General features: G+C 58.4%; 14 protein-coding genes. 9 read left to right on the forward strand and 5 right to left on the reverse strand.

Going from position 1 to position 16,147, the window contains the following annotated elements; all coding sequences use genetic code 11:
* Nucleotides 1–199 precede the first annotated feature (199 nt).
* The 7 genes from srlA to gutQ all read left to right on the forward strand — a co-directional run bounded on the left by srlA (nucleotide 200) and on the right by gutQ (nucleotide 5,242).
* Nucleotides 200–763 (forward strand): PTS glucitol/sorbitol transporter subunit IIC, encoded by a 564-nt coding sequence (srlA, locus tag INT84_RS19655; RefSeq protein WP_194208155.1) that lies wholly within the window; start codon nucleotides 200–202, stop codon nucleotides 761–763.
* Complete coding sequence (locus INT84_RS19660; RefSeq protein ID WP_194208156.1) at nucleotides 760–1,725, forward strand: PTS glucitol/sorbitol transporter subunit IIB; 966 nt, start codon at nucleotides 760–762, stop codon at nucleotides 1,723–1,725. Before srlA ends, INT84_RS19660 begins: the two co-directional genes overlap by 4 nt.
* A gap of 11 nt (nucleotides 1,726–1,736) precedes the next feature.
* Nucleotides 1,737–2,099, forward strand: coding sequence for a PTS glucitol/sorbitol transporter subunit IIA (gene srlB / locus INT84_RS19665; RefSeq protein WP_194208157.1), 363 nt, complete (start codon nucleotides 1,737–1,739; stop codon nucleotides 2,097–2,099).
* 17 nt (nucleotides 2,100–2,116) lie between these two features.
* Nucleotides 2,117–2,896 (forward strand): sorbitol-6-phosphate dehydrogenase, encoded by a 780-nt coding sequence (srlD, locus tag INT84_RS19670; RefSeq protein ID WP_194208158.1) that lies wholly within the window; start codon nucleotides 2,117–2,119, stop codon nucleotides 2,894–2,896.
* Between the two features lie 188 nt (nucleotides 2,897–3,084).
* The gene (gutM, locus tag INT84_RS19675) at nucleotides 3,085–3,444 is read left to right on the forward strand and encodes a transcriptional regulator GutM (protein ID WP_194208159.1); all 360 of its coding nucleotides are present in this window, start codon (nucleotides 3,085–3,087) and stop codon (nucleotides 3,442–3,444) included.
* A 66-nt stretch (nucleotides 3,445–3,510) separates the two neighbouring features.
* Entirely contained in the window at nucleotides 3,511–4,284 is a 774-nt protein-coding gene (locus INT84_RS19680) for a DNA-binding transcriptional repressor (protein WP_176920000.1), read from the forward strand.
* Nucleotides 4,277–5,242 (forward strand): arabinose-5-phosphate isomerase GutQ, encoded by a 966-nt coding sequence (gene gutQ / locus INT84_RS19685; RefSeq protein ID WP_194208160.1) that lies wholly within the window; start codon nucleotides 4,277–4,279, stop codon nucleotides 5,240–5,242. Before INT84_RS19680 ends, gutQ begins: the two co-directional genes overlap by 8 nt.
* Here the strand turns inward: gutQ and norR are convergent.
* Complete coding sequence (norR, locus tag INT84_RS19690; protein WP_176920002.1) at nucleotides 5,239–6,756, reverse strand: nitric oxide reductase transcriptional regulator NorR; 1,518 nt, start codon at nucleotides 6,754–6,756, stop codon at nucleotides 5,239–5,241. The two genes, gutQ and norR, sit on opposite strands and share 4 nt — an antisense overlap.
* A gap of 185 nt (nucleotides 6,757–6,941) precedes the next feature.
* Here norR and norV point away from each other — a divergent pair, with 185 nt between their 5' ends.
* Both norV and norW read left to right on the forward strand, forming a co-directional pair.
* A complete protein-coding gene (gene norV / locus INT84_RS19695; RefSeq protein ID WP_194208161.1) occupies nucleotides 6,942–8,390 on the forward strand; it encodes an anaerobic nitric oxide reductase flavorubredoxin in 1,449 nt (482 codons plus the stop codon).
* Nucleotides 8,387–9,520 (forward strand): NADH:flavorubredoxin reductase NorW, encoded by a 1,134-nt coding sequence (norW, locus tag INT84_RS19700; RefSeq protein ID WP_194208162.1) that lies wholly within the window; start codon nucleotides 8,387–8,389, stop codon nucleotides 9,518–9,520. The genes norV and norW overlap by 4 nt, the downstream gene beginning before the upstream one ends.
* Before the next feature lie 312 nt (nucleotides 9,521–9,832).
* On the opposite strand, the gene hypF is transcribed toward norW, so the two are convergent.
* The 4 genes from hypF to INT84_RS19720 all read right to left on the reverse strand — a co-directional run bounded on the left by hypF (nucleotide 9,833) and on the right by INT84_RS19720 (nucleotide 16,059).
* Entirely contained in the window at nucleotides 9,833–12,157 is a 2,325-nt protein-coding gene (gene hypF, locus INT84_RS19705) for a carbamoyltransferase HypF (RefSeq protein ID WP_194208163.1), read from the reverse strand.
* A gap of 10 nt (nucleotides 12,158–12,167) precedes the next feature.
* Complete coding sequence (gene fdhF, locus INT84_RS19710) at nucleotides 12,168–14,318, reverse strand: formate dehydrogenase subunit alpha (RefSeq protein WP_194208164.1); 2,151 nt, start codon at nucleotides 14,316–14,318, stop codon at nucleotides 12,168–12,170.
* Between the two features lie 36 nt (nucleotides 14,319–14,354).
* The gene (gene hydN, locus INT84_RS19715) at nucleotides 14,355–14,900 is read right to left on the reverse strand and encodes an electron transport protein HydN (protein ID WP_176919291.1); all 546 of its coding nucleotides are present in this window, start codon (nucleotides 14,898–14,900) and stop codon (nucleotides 14,355–14,357) included.
* A 145-nt stretch (nucleotides 14,901–15,045) separates the two neighbouring features.
* The gene (locus INT84_RS19720; RefSeq protein ID WP_194208165.1) at nucleotides 15,046–16,059 is read right to left on the reverse strand and encodes a LacI family DNA-binding transcriptional regulator; all 1,014 of its coding nucleotides are present in this window, start codon (nucleotides 16,057–16,059) and stop codon (nucleotides 15,046–15,048) included.
* Nucleotides 16,060–16,147 lie beyond the last annotated feature (88 nt).

Here is a 16,147-nt window from a genome sequence, read left to right on the forward strand (position 1 = left end):
GCTCTCAAGGAAGCGGTAGTGTTTCCTGCAAACAAAAAAGTGCTTCTGCACATTCCGATACCTCCTCTCTTTTTACTATCTTTCAAACTAAAATATTTATCTTTCATTTTGCGATCAAATTAACACTTTTAAACCTTTCGATCTGATTAAAATAGGCCACCATTTAGCAAGACCGTAGCCCTACAGGAGAAAGAGAAGAATGATTGACGCCATTACCCATGGTGCAGAGTGGTTTATCGGACTGTTTCAGAAAGGTGGTGAGGTGTTTACCGGGATGGTGACGGGTATTTTGCCTCTGCTGATTAGTCTGCTGGTAATCATGAATGCGCTGATCAATTTCATCGGCCAGCACCGTATTGAACGCTTCGCCGAGCGCTGCGCCGGAAATCCGGTTTCACGTTATCTGCTGCTGCCCTGCATCGGCACCTTTGTGTTTTGTAACCCGATGACCCTGAGCCTGGGGCGGTTCATGCCGGAAAAATACAAGCCGAGCTATTACGCTGCCGCCTCCTATAGCTGCCACTCCATGAACGGTTTGTTTCCGCACATCAACCCCGGCGAACTGTTTGTTTACCTCGGCATCGCCAACGGCCTGACCACGCTGGGCCTGCCGCTCGGCCCGCTGGCGGTGAGTTATCTGCTGGTCGGGCTGGTGACTAACTTCTTCCGTGGCTGGGTGACCGACCTGACGACCTCCATTTTCGAGAAAAAAATGGGCATTCAACTTGAGCAAAACGTGCGTTTGTCTGGAGCGACATCATGAAACGTATCCGTATAGAAAAAGGTGCGGGCGGCTGGGGCGGCCCGCTGGAGCTGGAGGCCACGCCGGGTAAGAAGATCGTTTACATCACCGCCGGTACGCGTCCCGCCATTATCGACAAACTTGCGGAGATGACCGGCTGGCAGGCGGTCGACGGCTTTAAAGAGGGTGAGCCGCCGGAGGCAGACATCGGTGTGGCGATCATCGATTGCGGCGGCACCCTGCGCTGCGGGCTCTATCCGAAGCGGCGGATCCCGACGATCAATATTCATTCCACCGGCAAATCCGGTCCGATGGCGCAGTACATTCTGGAAGACATCTACGTCTCGGGCGTGCGGGAAGAAAACATCTCGTGGGCGGGCGAGGCCACCGTCCAGAGCGCCCCTGCCGCCGCAGGGCGTGACTACGACAGCAGTAAAAAAATCATCGAGCAGAGCGATGGCCTGCTGGCAAAAGTCGGTATGGGTATGGGTTCTGCTGTGGCGGTCCTGTTCCAGGCAGGCCGTGAAACCATCGATACCGTACTGAAAACTATCCTGCCGTTTATGGCCTTCGTCTCGGCGCTGATCGGCATCATTATGGCCTCCGGGCTGGGCGACTGGATTGCGCACGGTCTGGCCCCGCTCGCCAGTAACCCACTGGGGCTGGTCACGCTGGCGCTGATCTGCTCTTTCCCGCTGCTCTCGCCGTTCTTAGGGCCGGGTGCCGTTATCGCTCAGGTTATCGGCGTGCTGATTGGCGTACAGATTGGACAGGGGCACATTCCGCCGTATCTGGCGCTCCCTGCCCTGTTTGCGATTAACGCGCAGGCGTCGTGCGACTTTATTCCGGTGGGGCTGTCGCTGGCCGAAGCGCGTCAGGACACGGTGCGCGTCGGCGTGCCGTCGGTGCTGGTCAGCCGTTTCCTTACCGGCGCGCCGACCGTCTTAATCGCCTGGTTTGTTTCCGGATTTATCTATCACTAAGGGGCCTGAAGATGACTGTGATTTACCAGACCACCATTACCCAGATTGGTCAGTGCGCTGCGGATGCGCTCAACGATCGCATGCTTATCACCTTTCGTGAGGGCGCACCCGCCGACATCGTGGAGTTCTGTTTTATCCACTGCCACGGCGAGCTGACCGGCACGCTTAAGCCAGGCACCCGGTTCGAACTGGGCGATCTGCGCTATGCCGTAACTGCCGTAGGCGATGTTGCCGAACAGAATTTACGTGAGCTTGGGCATATCACCCTGCGTTTTGACGGTGAGCATGAGGCGGAATATCCCGGCACCGTTCACGTTGCAGGTCCTATGCCAGAGGCGATTGCCCCCGGCTGTATTTTGAAATTTGTCGCTTAAGTTGTGAGGAGAAGAGTATGAGTCAGGTTGCCGTTGTCATTGGCGGAGGACAGACCCTGGGGGCGTTCCTGAGCCGTGGGCTTGCCGCAGAAGGCTACCGCGTCGCGGTGGTGGATATTCAGAGTGATAAAGCGGCCGCGGTCGCGAAGGAAATTAACGCCGAATTTGGCGAAGGGATGGCGTACGGTTTCGGCGCGGACGCCACCAGCGAGCATAGCGTACTGGCGCTGGCACGCGGCGTGGATGAAATCTTTGGCCGCGCCGACCTGCTGGTCTACAGCGCGGGGATTGCCAAAGCGGCGTTTATCAGCGATTTCGCGCTGGGCGATTTTGACCGCTCCTTGCAGGTGAATCTGGTCGGCTACTTCCTCTGCGCCCGTGAGTTCTCCCGTCTGATGATCCGCGACGGTATTCAGGGGCGGATTATTCAGATCAACTCGAAATCGGGCAAGGTGGGCAGCAAGCACAATTCCGGCTATAGCGCGGCAAAATTCGGCGGCGTCGGGCTGACGCAATCGCTGGCGCTGGATCTGGCGGAGTATGGCATTACCGTTCACTCGCTGATGCTTGGCAACCTGTTGAAATCACCGATGTTTCAGTCTTTGCTTCCGCAGTATGCGGCCAAGCTGGGTATTAAGGCGGACGAGGTCGAGCAGTATTACATCGACAAAGTGCCATTGAAACGCGGTTGTGATTATCAGGACGTGCTGAATATGCTGCTGTTTTACGCCAGCCCGAAAGCGTCCTATTGCACCGGGCAGTCGATTAACGTTACCGGTGGTCAGGTGATGTTTTAAGGGTGTGCCCGATGGCGCTGGCAGTGTGCCACGATGCCCGGTGGTGCTGCGCTTACCGGGCCTACATATTATCGTAATTGATTGAGTTTTGAACCTTTGTAGGCCGGGCAAGCGCAGCGCCGCCCGGCATAACTTTCCCCGGAGGCCGAAGGTGTTTATTGCGGCCCCCCACAAAAGAGGAGTTAACTATGGTTGCCGCCCTGATCACCGTCGCCATCATCGCCTGGCTCAGCCAGCTCGCCCTCGGCGGCTGGCAGATCTGGCTTTTTAACCGCGCCTTCGACAAGCTCTGCCAGCAGGGACGCGTCGGCGTCGGGCGCTCCGGCGGCCGTTTTAAGCCCAGAGTCGTTATCGCCCTCGCACTCGACAAACACGATAAAGTCTGCGACTCGCTGATAATGCGTGGCCTCACCGTTTTCGCCCGTCCGGGCAAAATTGCCGCGCTTGAGGGCAAATATCTCCAGGAATTAAAGCCTGATGTGATCTTTCCACAAGATCCGCTCTGTCAGAATGCACTATCATTGGCGCTTAAACTGAAACATGGGTAATTTCGTTGTGAACGCTAATAGCTTGCGAAATTATCACTTCGCAACTTAATTCGGGTATCCACGCCTATGAAACCACGTCAGCGCCAGGCCGCTATCCTTGAGCATCTGCAAAAGCAGGGGAAATGCTCGGTGGAGGAACTGGCACAGCACTTTGACACCACCGGCACGACTATCCGCAAGGATCTGGTGATGCTGGAAAATGCGGGAACCGTCATTCGCACCTATGGCGGCGTCGTGCTGAATAAAGATGAAGCCGATCCGCCTATCGATCACAAGACGCTGATCAACACGCATAAAAAAGCGCTGATCGCCGAAAGCGCGGTGAAGTTTATCCACGACGGCGACTCCATCATTCTGGACGCGGGCAGCACCGTGTTGCAGATGGTGCCGCTGCTGAGCCGCTTTAATAACATTACGGTGATGACCAACAGCCTGCACATCGTCAATGCGCTGTCGGAGCTGGATAATGAGCAAACCATCCTGATGCCCGGCGGCACCTTTCGCAAAAAATCCGCCTCTTTTCACGGCCAGCTTGCCGAGAACGCCTTCCAGCATTTCAGCTTTGACAAGCTCTTTATGGGGACCGACGGCATCGATCTGAACGCGGGCGTCACGACCTTCAATGAGGTCTTCAGCGTCAGTAACGCCATGTGCGCCGCCGCGCGTGAAATCATTCTGATGGCGGACTCATCAAAGTTTGGCCGCAAAAGCCCCAACATCGTCTGTGGTCTGGAACGCGTTAATAAACTGATCACCGACGCGGGCATTACCCCGGCGTTTCGGCAGGCGCTGGAAGAAAAAGGCGTTGAAGTGATTATTACCGGAGAAGAGCATGAGTGAGTTTTTGTTGGACGCGGGCCGTCAGACGTTACAGCTGGAGCTACAGGAAGCCAGCCGCCTCGCCGAGCGGCTGGGCGAGGATTTTATTCGCGCCGCCAATACCATTATCCACTGCGCCGGAAAAGTGATTGTCTCCGGGATGGGAAAATCGGGGCATATTGGTAAAAAAATCGCCGCGACGCTCGCCAGCACCGGCACGCCGGCGTTTTTTGTCCATCCGGCAGAGGCGCTGCACGGCGATCTGGGGATGATCGAAAGCCGCGACGTGCTGCTGTTTATCTCCTATTCCGGCAGCGCCAAAGAGCTGGATCTTATTATCCCGCGCTTACAGGAAAAGGCGGTAACGCTGCTGGCGATGACCGGCAAATCCCGCTCGCCGCTGGCGCTGGCGGCCTCGGCGGTGCTGGATATTTCCGTCGAGCGCGAAGCCTGCCCGATGCATCTTGCCCCCACCTCCAGCACGGTCAATACCCTGATGATGGGGGATGCGCTGGCGATGGCGGTAATGCAGGCACGCGGTTTTAACGAGGAAGATTTTGCCCGTTCGCATCCGGCGGGTGCACTGGGCGCACGGTTGCTGAATAAGGTCCACCATCTGATGCGCCGCGACGCGGCGATCCCACAGGTAAAACTGACCACCAGCGTGATGGACGCGATGATGGAACTCAGCCGCACCGGGCTTGGGCTGGTGGCAGTCTGCGACGACGACGCACAGGTACAGGGCGTGTTTACCGATGGCGATCTGCGGCGCTGGCTGGTAGGCGGCGGCGCGTTAACCGCTGACGTCGGCGGGGCGATGACCAGGGGCGGTATTACGCTTCAGGCCGACAGCCGCGCCGTTGATGCTAAAGAGATCCTGATGAAGCGTAAAATTACCGCCGCGCCGGTGGTGGACGCGCAGGGTAAACTCACCGGCGCGATTAACCTTCAGGATTTCTACCAGGCCGGCATTCTCTAGGCTTTTAGTCCGAGACGCTTCGCCAGCCGGTGCAGGTTGGCGACGTCAGTTTCCAGTAGCCTGGCGCTGGCCGCCCAGTTTCCCTCACTTTGCCCCAGCGCGCGGGTAATCAACTCCCGCTGAAAACGTTCGGTGGCGTCACGCAGATTCGCACCAGCGGTCGGGGGCTGAACGCTGGCGGCGGCGGGCGCGGCCGGTTCATCATGCAGCGCAAAATGCTGCGCCTCCAGCACGACCTCTTCCCCCGTTCTTGCGGCCCGCGCCAGCACCACTGCCCGGTGGATGGCGTGCTCCAGTTCACGCACGTTGCCCGGCCAGCCGTAGCTCAGCAGATGCGCCCGCGCGCCGGGGCTTAACACCACCCGCGACAGCCCAAGCCGGGCGCGACACTGCTCGCAAAAATAGCCCGCCAGCAGGATGACATCCTCCCCCCTTTCGCGCAGCGGCGGCACCGAAAGCGGAAACACGCTCAGCCGATGAAACAGGTCGGCGCGAAAACGTCCGGCCAGCACCTCTTCGCGCAGATCGCGGTTGGTCGCCGCCAGCACGCGCACGTCAACCCGCAGGCTGCGATCGTCACCGACCCGCTGAATATCGCCATACTGTAATACGCGAAGCAGCTTGGCCTGCAACGCCAGCGACAGCTCGCCAATTTCATCAAGGAACAGGGTGCCGTTATCCGCCATCTCAAATTTACCGCTGCGGTTGCTAATAGCGCCGGTAAACGCCCCCTTTACATGCCCGAACAGTTCGCTTTCCGCCACGCTCTCCGGCAGCGCTGCGCAGTTAAGGTAGACCAGCGGGCTGGCCCCGCGCGGCGATCCTTCGTGGATGGCTTTCGCCACCAGCTCTTTACCCGTACCGGTTTCCCCGCCAATCAGCACGTTAAGATCGGAGGCCGCCACAATCGCGATCTCTTTTTTCAACTGCGTCATATTGTCCGACAGGCCGATCATCTCCTGCCCCGCCGTCTGCCCGTAACCGCGCGTCTCGCCCGGCAACACGTTCTGGCTTTCAAGCTGGGCAATCAGGAGCGCATTATTCAGCGCGCCCGCCACCAGCGCGGCGATCAGCCGCAGCTCTTCATCGCTGAAATTATCGAAGCGGTCGGCGGACATGCCGTCGAGGGTCAGCGCGCCGATCAGATTTTGCCCGGCAAACAGCGGCAGCCCGACGCAGGCGTGTACCTTCAGACTCTCCTGACCGGGGATCAGACCGTCGTAAGGGTCGGGGAGATCGCTGTCCGCCGGGAACCGCACCACGTCGCCCGCGCGGGCAATCGCTTCCAGACGCGGATGCCCGGCCAGCGCAAACCGCCGCCCGAGCACATCCTGCGCCAGCCCGTCGATCGCCAGCGGGATAAACTGATGCGCCTCATAGCGCAGCAGCGCCGAGGCATCGCAGCCCAGCGCCTGACGCAGCGTGGCGATCAGTCGTGCAAAACGATCCTGATGGCCGATATCGCGCTGTAACTCAATGGCGATCTTCGCCAGTACCTCAACCGAAAAGCCCATGCCACCTCATTGTCTTTTTGACTATCAGCTTTGTCATATTGACAGTCATGATGATAGTCATTTTGACATCAAAAAAACAAGCGTTAAATACATAACCCAATAAAAACAACCAGTTAAAAACTGGCACGCTTATTGATTATAGCTATACATCTTTGATAAATATTTGGCTTACGATAGAGGTTGTGATGGCTATTCTGGTAAAAAATAATATTCAGTGGGTTGGGCAACGTGACTGGGAAGTGCGTGATTTTCACGGCACCGAATATAAAACGCTGCGCGGCAGCAGCTACAACAGTTATCTGATTCAGGAAGGGAAAAACGTTCTGATCGATACCGTCGATCACAAATTCAGCCGCGAGTTCGTGCAGAACCTGCGGGCGGAGATCGATCTGGCGAAAATCGATTACATCGTGATTAACCACGCGGAAGAAGATCATGCCGGTGCGCTGACCGAACTGATGTCTTATATTCCGCACACCCCGATTTACTGTACCGCCAACGCGATTGACTCCATTAACGGCCACCATCATCACCCGGAGTGGAACTTCAACGTGGTGAAAACCGGCGATGCGCTGGATATTGGTAACGGCAAGCAGCTGATCTTTGTTGAAACGCCGATGCTGCACTGGCCGGACAGCATGATGACCTATATGACCGGCGACGCGGTGCTGTTCAGTAACGATGCCTTTGGTCAGCATTACTGCGACGAACGCCTGTTTAATGATGAAGTCGATCAGACCGAGCTGTTCGAACAGTGCCAGCGCTACTACGCCAATATCCTGACGCCGTTCAGCCGCCTGGTGACGCCAAAAATTACTGAAATCCTCGGTTTTAACCTGCCGGTCGATATGATTGCCACCTCGCACGGCGTGGTATGGCGCGACAACCCGACGCAGATCGTTGAGCTGTACCTGAAATGGGCGGCGGATTATCAGGAAGACCGGATCACCATTTTCTACGACACCATGTCGAACAACACCCGCATGATGGCGGATGCCATCGCCCAGGGTATCAACGAAGTGGACCCGAACGTGGCGGTGAAAATCTTTAACGTCGCCCGCAGCGATAAAAACGAGATCCTGACCAACGTCTTCCGCTCAAAAGGCGTGCTGGTGGGCACCTCCACGATGAACAACGTGATGATGCCGAAAATTGCCGGGCTGGTCGAAGAGATCACCGGCCTGCGTTTTCGCAACAAACGCGCCAGCGCCTTCGGCTCTCACGGCTGGAGCGGCGGCGCGGTGGATCGTCTCTCCACCCGCTTGCAGGATGCCGGTCTGGAAATGTCGCTGAGCCTGAAGGCCAAATGGCGTCCGGACCTCGACGCGCTGGAAGTGTGCCGTCAGCACGGTCGCGATATCGCCCGTCAGTGGGCGCTCGCTCCGCTGCCGGAAGCCAAACCGGTTATTACTCCGCCGCAGGAGGAGTGCGCCTGCGCCGCTGCCGCTGTCGCCGACCTTGGCCCGTGCATGCAGTGCAGCGTGTGCCAGTGGATCTACGATCCGCAAACCGGCGAACCGATGCAGAATGTTGCGCCCGGTACACCGTGGAGCGACGTGCCGGATGATTTCCTGTGCCCGGAATGCTCATTAGGTAAAGAGGTATTCGACGAACTGGCGACGGAGGCGGTATGAACCACGGCATAGTGATTATCGGCTCGGGCTTTGCGGCCCGTCAGCTGGTGAAAAATATCCGCAAGCAGGACGCCAGCGTACCGTTAACGCTGATTGCAGCAGACAGCATGGATGAGTACAACAAACCGGATCTCAGCCATGTGATCAGCCGGGGCCTGCACGCCGACGAACTGACGCTGCAAACGGCAGGCGAGTTTGCCGAGCAGTACAATCTGCGCCTGTGCCCGCATACCCGCATTACCGATATCGACGCGGCGAATCACCGGGTGTTGAGTCAGGATCGTCAGTGGCAGTACGACAAGCTGGTGCTGGCGACCGGGGCGGCGGCCTTCGTGCCGCCGGTGCCCGGCCATGAACTGATGCTGACGCTCAATAGCCAGCAGGAGTATCGCGCGGCGCAAACTACGCTCCGTGATGCAAAACGGGTGCTGATTGTTGGCAGCGGGCTGATCGGCACCGAGCTGGCGATGGATTTTTGCCGCGCGGGCAAGGCAGTGACGCTAATTGACAGCGCCGCCAGCATTCTGGCCTCGCTGATGCCGCCGGAAGTCAGCAGCCGCCTGCAACATCGTCTGACGGAAAGCGATGTGCATCTGCTGCTGAAGTCGCAGCTGGTCTCGCTGGAGCAGACCGCCAGCGGCATTCGCGCCACCCTCGACCGTCAGCGGGTGATTGAGGTGGATGCGGTGGTTGCCGCCACCGGCCTGCGTCCGGAAACCACCCTCGCACGGCGCGCTGGCGTGGCGGTCAATCGTGGGATCGTGGTGAACAGTTCGCTGCAAACCAGCAACGCGACGATCTTTGCGCTGGGTGACTGCGCGGAGATTAACGGCATGGTGCTACCCTTCCTGCAACCCATTATGTTAAGCGCCATGTGCCTGGCGAAAACCCTGATCGCCACGGGCGGCGAGCTGAAGCTTCCGGCGATGCTGGTGAAAGTGAAGACAACGGATCTGCCGCTGCATCTGGCAGGAGACACCCGACGGGCAGATTTGCGCTGGCAAATCGCTGTCGATGCGCAGGGGATGGTGGCAAAAGGTATGGATGCGGATGAGCGGCTGTGCGCGTTTGTGGTCAGCGAAGATCGGATGAAAGAGGCGTTCGCCTTGCTCAAAGCGCTGGCCGCGTGAGCAATTTTTAGCGGCGGGTGGGCACGTTGCTGACAACGGTCGCGCTTATGCCGGATGGCGGCTACGCCTTATCCGGCCTACAAAACTGGCCGCGTGAGGGCGTTTTCCCCGCGTTGCAGACTGACCGGAGCGCGGATGCCGGATGGCGGCTACGCCTTATCCGGCCTACAAAACCTTTACCGTCCGCGCCGCAGAGGCGGTCTGCCCCAGCGCAACCCCGCCGTCACCAGCCGGAAACTGCCGCCGGAAGCTGACTCGTAGGCCTGATAAGCGCAGCGCCATCAGGCATTCCGGCTCAGGAGCCGCAGATTCTTACATCAACCGTGCCGCGGCGACCACCGCCTGCCCCAGCGCGATGCCGCCATCACCGGCCGGAAACTGCTGCGGAAAAAGCAGTTCAAAGTCAGAAAGATAAAAACTAAGCCGCGCACGCAGAAGACGGTTATGCAGCACGCCGCCGCTGAATACCAGCGTGGTAATCCCCCGCCCTTGCGCCTGCTGGCGCATCAGCGAGGCAAACCCCGCCGCCAGTGCGTCGTGAAATGCCCAGGCGCGTTCGGCGGGCGTGGCCTGCCAGTTAAGCCACTGATGCCAGAAGGTTGCCAGATCGAGCTGGTTTTCAGCCACCGGCATTGAGACCGGATGCTGAACCTCATCACAGGTCGCGGCCAGCGCCTCCAGCATGCAGGCCGCCTCTCCTTCGTAGCTCAATGCAGTCGATACCTCGCTCAATAAATTCGACGCGCTATCTGCCCCCCTTAACTTCCCGCCTGACAATACCGTTGCAGCGCCCAGCACCGCAGCTACCGCGTCAAACAACCGTCCACATGAGGAGGCCAGCGGCGCGTTAAGCCCGCGCGCAATCGCCCGGGCCAGCAGCGGCCAGTTCTGCGCCCGCACTCCCGCCGTTTCCGGATAACGCTCCCACTCCGGCACAAACGCCAGACACTGCGCCAGCAGATTGCGCCACGGCTGGCGCGCCGCCAGATCGCCGCCGGGCAGCGCGACGGCAGGCAAACCACCGAGATGCTCGCACTCCCGATAGTTCACCCGTAAACACTCGCCACCCCACAGCGCGCCATTCTCGCCCATGCCGATGCCGTCCAGCGCCAGTGCTATCACATCGCCGCCGTCCAGCGGCCAGCGGTGCTCGGCCAGGCAAGCGGCGATATGGGCGTGGTGATGGAGAACCGTCTGATGGGGAAGGCCGTGCGCGGCAGCCCACTGCGAAGAGTGATAGCCAGGGTGCGCGTCGGCAACCACCGCCTGCGGAGTAAAATCGTAGATGGCCTGCATCAGCTGTAGCGACTGTTTCCACTGTGCTTCAACGCCTTCATCCGTGAGATCGCCAAAATGCTGGCTTAGCACCGCCTGTTCACCGCGTACCAGGCAGAAGGTATTTTTGAGATCCGCGCCGAGGCAAAGCATTGGCGGGATATTCTCAAAGCCCGGCGGTAACGTCAGCGCATCCGGGACGTAACCGCGCGAACGGCGCAGCATCTCCCCGCTCTGGCGCACCACCGAGTCGTCCATCCGCTGCACAATGTCGCGATTATGCAGTAAAAAACCGTCGGCGATATCCGCCAGATCCGCCAGCGCCTGCGCGTTGGTCATGGCGGGCGGCTTACCGCTCAGGTTGCCGGAGGTCATTACTAGCGGGCGGTCGAGCGCCTGCATCAGCAGATGGTGCAGCGGCGTGGCGGGCAGCATCACGCCAACCTCATTCAGGCCCGGCGCAATCGCCTCACACAGGTCGTTTAGGCCGGATTTTTCCACCAGCACTACCGGCGCGGCGGGAGTTGAAAGTAGCGTGCGCGCCTGCGGCGGCAAGTCGTCGGCTGAAGGGATCATCACCGCCAGCGGTTTGGCAGGACGCCGTTTGCGCTGGCGAAGCCGCGCTACCGCGTCCCCGTTGCGCGCATCACAGGCCAGATGAAAACCGCCAAGCCCTTTAACGGCGACGATCCCGCCGCTGGTCAGTAGCGCCACCGCCGCCCGTAAGGCTGACTCCCGATCCGCCTCTCCCCCGTCATACGGAAACGCAGACTCCTGCGCTTCCGGTTCCCCGGCACGCCGCCACATCAACGTCGGACCGCACTCTGCGCACGCCACCGGCTGCGCATGAAAGCGACGATCGTAAGGATTACGGTACTCCGCCTCGCAGGCGGGGCACAGGGGAAAATCGGCCATCACCGTGAAAGGACGATCGTAGGGCATGGCGTGAATAATGGTGAAACGCGGTCCGCAGTGGGTGCAGTTAATAAACGGATAGCGGTAGCGGCGCTCTCGCGGATCGTTCATTTCCGCCAGACAGGCCGGACAGGTGGCGGCATCGGGAACAATCTGCGTGCTCATGCTCCCCGCCGCGCTTTGGCGAATGGTAAAATCTACCGGCGTAACGTCCCAACGCATTGGCAGGATGTCGGTCCGATCAATACGCGCCAGCGGCGGGCAGTTCTGATGGAGCTGGGCAAGAAACGCGTCGCCCTCCCCCAGCAGCCGCACCACCACGCCAGCGCCGTCATTACAGACATCGCCTTTCAGATGCAGCCGCTGCGCCACCTGCCAGACAAAGGGGCGGAACCCCACCCCCTGTACTTTACCGCGCACCCGGATTTGCACGCCGCTGTTACTCATCGCGCTATGATTACTCTGCTATCGCTTCGCACAGCCGTCCTTTCATATTACTGTAGGTGGTCTGCACGTACTCTTCCGCCTGACGTTGATCGGCAATCGCCGTCACTTTTACCGCGCAATACTTGGTTTCCGGCGTTTTAGAAATCGGATCAAGATTATCCTGCGTCAGCTCGTTGCAGGCACCAATCCACCACTGGTAGGTCATATAGACGCTGCCCTGGTTGATACGCTCGCTGACGCTGGCGCGGGTGATCACTTTACCACGGCGGGATTCGACCCACACCAGTTGTCCGTCCCGCACGCCCAGTTGCTCTGCGTTCAGCGGATTGATCTGCACAAAACCCGGCTCGTCAGCCAGCGTTTGCAGGGCGGCGCAGTTGCCGGTCATCGAGCGGCAGGAGTAATGCCCCACTTCACGCACGGTACACAATACCAGCGGATACGCCTCATCAGGGCGTTCGGCAGGCGCGCGCCACGGGGCGGCAAAAAGATGCCCTTTGCCATCCGGCGTGGAGAATTTATTGCCTTCATACAGATACGGCGTACCGGGATGGTCCAGCGTCGGACACGGCCACTGAACGTGCCCCATGTCGCCCATTTTTTCATACGTCACGCCGTAGAACAGCGGGCACAGCTCGCGCATTTCGTCCCAGATTTGCTGGTTATTGTCGTAATGCATCGGGTAGCCCATTTCGCTGGCCAGCAGGCTGATGATTTCCCAGTCGCGCTTGACGTTGTACTTCGGCTCAATGGCTTTTTCGAAACGCTGGAAGCCGCGATCGGCGCAGGTAAAGACCCCGCCGTGCTCGCCCCAGGAGGTCGCGGGCAGCAGCACGTCAGCCTGCTCGGCGGTTTTGGTCATAAAGATATCCTGCACCACCACAAAATCGAGGGCTTCGAATCCTTTACGCACCAACCCTAAATCAGCCTCGGTCTGGAGCGGATCTTCCCCCATGATGTAGTAGGCTTTGACCTTGCCTTCCAGCGCCAGGTGCGGTACCTCGGTGATCCGCACCCCGACCTTATCATCCATTTGATTAACGTCGATGCCCCAGGCGTTGGCGAATTTCGCCCGCACGTTGGGATCAACTACATCCTGATAGCCGGGGAACTGATTGGGCAACACGCCCATATCGCACGCGCCCTGCACGTTATTCTGCCCACGCACCGGACCAACGCCGACGTTTTCACGACCTAAATTGCCGGTCATTAACGCCAGACTCGACAACCCTTTCACCACGTCCACCGCCTGACCAAACTGGGTCACGCCCATCCCCCACATAATAGTGGCGGAGGGCGCGGCGGCGTAGGTGCGCATCGCCTGACGGATCTGCTGCGCCGACACGCCGGTCAGATGCTCCACCGCTTCCGGCGCGTAATCCTGCACCTGCTCGCGGTACGCATCCAGCCCGGTGGTATAACGCGCCACATATTCTTTATCGTAGAGTTCTTCTTCCAGCAGCACGTAAGCGAACGCGTTGACCAGCGCCATATTGCAGCCGTTGTTGATTTGCAGATGCTGATCGGCGATGCGCGCGGTTTCAATACGGCGTGGATCGCAAACGATGATTTTGGCCCCGTTCTGCTTCGCTTTAATCACCCGGCGCGCGACGATTGGATGCGAATCGGCGCAGTTGTAGCCGAAAACCAGCAGACAGCGCGAGTTTTCGATATCGCCGATGGAGTTGCTCATGGCACCGTTACCGAGCGTCTCCTGCAATCCGGCAACGGACGGTCCGTGGCACACGCGGGCACAACAGTCGACATTATTAGTATGCAGCACGCCGCGGGCGAATTTCTGCATCACATAGTTGGTTTCGTTACCGGTCCCGCGCGATGATCCGGTAGTCATAATGGCGCGCGGGCCGTATTTTTGCTTGATATCGCTCAGCCGTTTCGCGGTGTAGCGAATGGCTTCATCCCAGCTTACCGGCGTAAATTTGCCGCCCTTTTGATAGCGGATCATCGGCTGCGTCAGGCGTGGCGTCAGTAGTTTAGTGTCGTTCAGAAAATCCCAACCGTAATAGCCCTTCAGACAGAGTTCATTTTGGTTAGTTTTACCGTCCGCCGCTTCCGCGCGGATAATACGATTATTCTCGACAACCAGCTTCAGTTTGCAGCCCGCGCCGCAATAAGGACATACGCTCGTCATTTTTTTCATCAGTAACAGACCTGTTAAAAGTGAAACGATTGGGATTTAAAATATCAGGGAGGTGGCAGTATCCAGCGCCGTGCGACGACGTTTTTCCGCGCTTAACTGCTCAAGTTTGTTGCGGTCAACGCAGACCAGCGCGTGCGTTGGGCAGGCAGCCATACAGGCCGGGCCTTCTTCACGATGGTGGCAGAGATCGCATTTATTGGCCTCGGCTTTCTCCGCGCGCACGTTCAGCGCACTGCCGCTGTTACGCACCACCGGACGCAAAACCACTTCCATCGCGCCATAAGGACAAGCCACAACGCAGGTTTTACAGCCGATGCAGCGCTCCTGCATCACATGCACAAAGCCTTTATCACGGCTAATTGCGCCGTTCGGGCAGACATTGGCACAGGGCGCATCCTCGCACTGGCGGCACAGGGTAGCGGTGGAAACATTGACCCCTTTAATAACGTGAATACGCGGCAGAAAATTTTGCGGCGTCAGGGCTGCGCAATCCTGATCCTGCTGGTGGGATACCACGCAGGCGACTTCGCAGGTGCGACAACCAATGCATTTGCTCGCGTCAGCAATGATGAAACGGTTCATCAAACTCTCCAGTAATGGCTGATAACGCGCTGGAGGATGCATAATTCGCGCCAATTATTATATAATTGATTTTTAAAGATATTTATTTGTCGAAGAGGATTTTGTTACTGTCATCGACAGAAGTGACGATGACAGTTGTCGAGGTTCAGGCATGCGGCCCGGCAGTGAGAGAATCGCGCACGATAAGCTCGCCGGGGAAGGTTTGCTGATAATTAAACTCGCCGCCGTCGAGCATAAAAATCAGGCGGCTGATGGTTTCCTTAATCATCTCCGTCACCGGGATTTTAACGCTGGACAGGGAGGGAATAAGATACGGAGCGAGCGCGGTATCATCGAAACCAAGCACCGATACCTGCTCCGGCACGCGTATTCCCTGCTGGTGCAACTGCTTCATGGCTCCGGTCGCCATATCGTCATTGCTGGCAACCAGCGCGGAAAACGGCACCTGGCGTGCAAGCAGTGTCTCAACGCCTGCCGCACCGGTAGCAGGCGTCCATTTTCCTTCCACAATCAGCGCGTTACATACGGCGATATTATTCTGGCCTAATGCCTCTTTATACCCGGCAAGGCGTTCAATGCCGGTGGGCGAATCCAGCGATCCGGTGATAAACGCAATATCGCGATGGCCCTGCGCGATAAGGTGCGAGACGGCGTGAAAACTCGACGCTTTTTGATCGGACCAGACGCAATGGCTACGATTACGGCGCAGGCGGCGGTTAATCACCATAATCGGCTGGCTATGGCTCTGAATAATGTCATCCATCTCATCCACGCTCAGGAAACGCGGATAGATAATAATCGCATCGCAGCGCAGATCGAGCAGGTACTGAATTGCCTCGCGCTCCTCGTCGGCGCTGTGTTTACCGTCGGCAAGGATTAATCGCCTTCCCTTATCTTCGGTCATCCGCGCAGCGTGAAACAGCAGCTCGCTAAAATAGACGCCGTGATAGAGCGTATTGGTCACCACCAGTCCGATGGTTTGCGTGGATTTGGTTGCCAGGCTGCGCGCCAGCAAATTAGGCCGGTAACCGCTCTCTTCAATCGCCTGAAAAACGCGATCTTTGGTCTCCTGGCTGACGTAGCCGTTGCCTGTCAGCACGCGTGAAACCGTCGCCTTCGACACCCCTGCCCGCTTCGCCACTTCCAGCATCGTCGCCATATCGCCCGTCCCTCTTCATAAGATGTGCCGAGTGTACTTCACCCTCTGTCAATTTACAGCGCTGGCCTGTGAGCGTCATGCAGGGCAA

Source organism: Superficieibacter sp. 1612_C1 (genome assembly GCF_015234305.1).
GTDB lineage: Bacteria > Pseudomonadota > Gammaproteobacteria > Enterobacterales > Enterobacteriaceae > Superficieibacter.

Bases quoted from the DNA above. Each gene is read 5' to 3' on its own strand.
- srlD (WP_194208158.1), top strand. From the start codon at position 2,117: ATGAGTCAGGTTGCCGTTGTCATTGGCGGAGGACAGACCCTGGGGGCG.
- norR (WP_176920002.1), bottom strand. From the start codon at position 6,756: ATGGGCTTTTCGGTTGAGGTACTGGCGAAGATCGCCATTGAGTTACAG.
- hypF (WP_194208163.1), bottom strand. From the start codon at position 12,157: ATGAGTAACAGCGGCGTGCAAATCCGGGTGCGCGGTAAAGTACAGGGG.
- norW (WP_194208162.1), top strand. From the start codon at position 8,387: ATGAACCACGGCATAGTGATTATCGGCTCGGGCTTTGCGGCCCGTCAG.
- srlB (WP_194208157.1), top strand. From the start codon at position 1,737: ATGACTGTGATTTACCAGACCACCATTACCCAGATTGGTCAGTGCGCT.
- gutM (WP_194208159.1), top strand. From the start codon at position 3,085: ATGGTTGCCGCCCTGATCACCGTCGCCATCATCGCCTGGCTCAGCCAG.
- norV (WP_194208161.1), top strand. From the start codon at position 6,942: ATGGCTATTCTGGTAAAAAATAATATTCAGTGGGTTGGGCAACGTGAC.
- INT84_RS19680 (WP_176920000.1), top strand. From the start codon at position 3,511: ATGAAACCACGTCAGCGCCAGGCCGCTATCCTTGAGCATCTGCAAAAG.
- INT84_RS19660 (WP_194208156.1), top strand. From the start codon at position 760: ATGAAACGTATCCGTATAGAAAAAGGTGCGGGCGGCTGGGGCGGCCCG.
- INT84_RS19720 (WP_194208165.1), bottom strand. From the start codon at position 16,059: ATGGCGACGATGCTGGAAGTGGCGAAGCGGGCAGGGGTGTCGAAGGCG.
- gutQ (WP_194208160.1), top strand. From the start codon at position 4,277: ATGAGTGAGTTTTTGTTGGACGCGGGCCGTCAGACGTTACAGCTGGAG.
- hydN (WP_176919291.1), bottom strand. From the start codon at position 14,900: ATGAACCGTTTCATCATTGCTGACGCGAGCAAATGCATTGGTTGTCGC.
- srlA (WP_194208155.1), top strand. From the start codon at position 200: ATGATTGACGCCATTACCCATGGTGCAGAGTGGTTTATCGGACTGTTT.
- fdhF (WP_194208164.1), bottom strand. From the start codon at position 14,318: ATGAAAAAAATGACGAGCGTATGTCCTTATTGCGGCGCGGGCTGCAAA.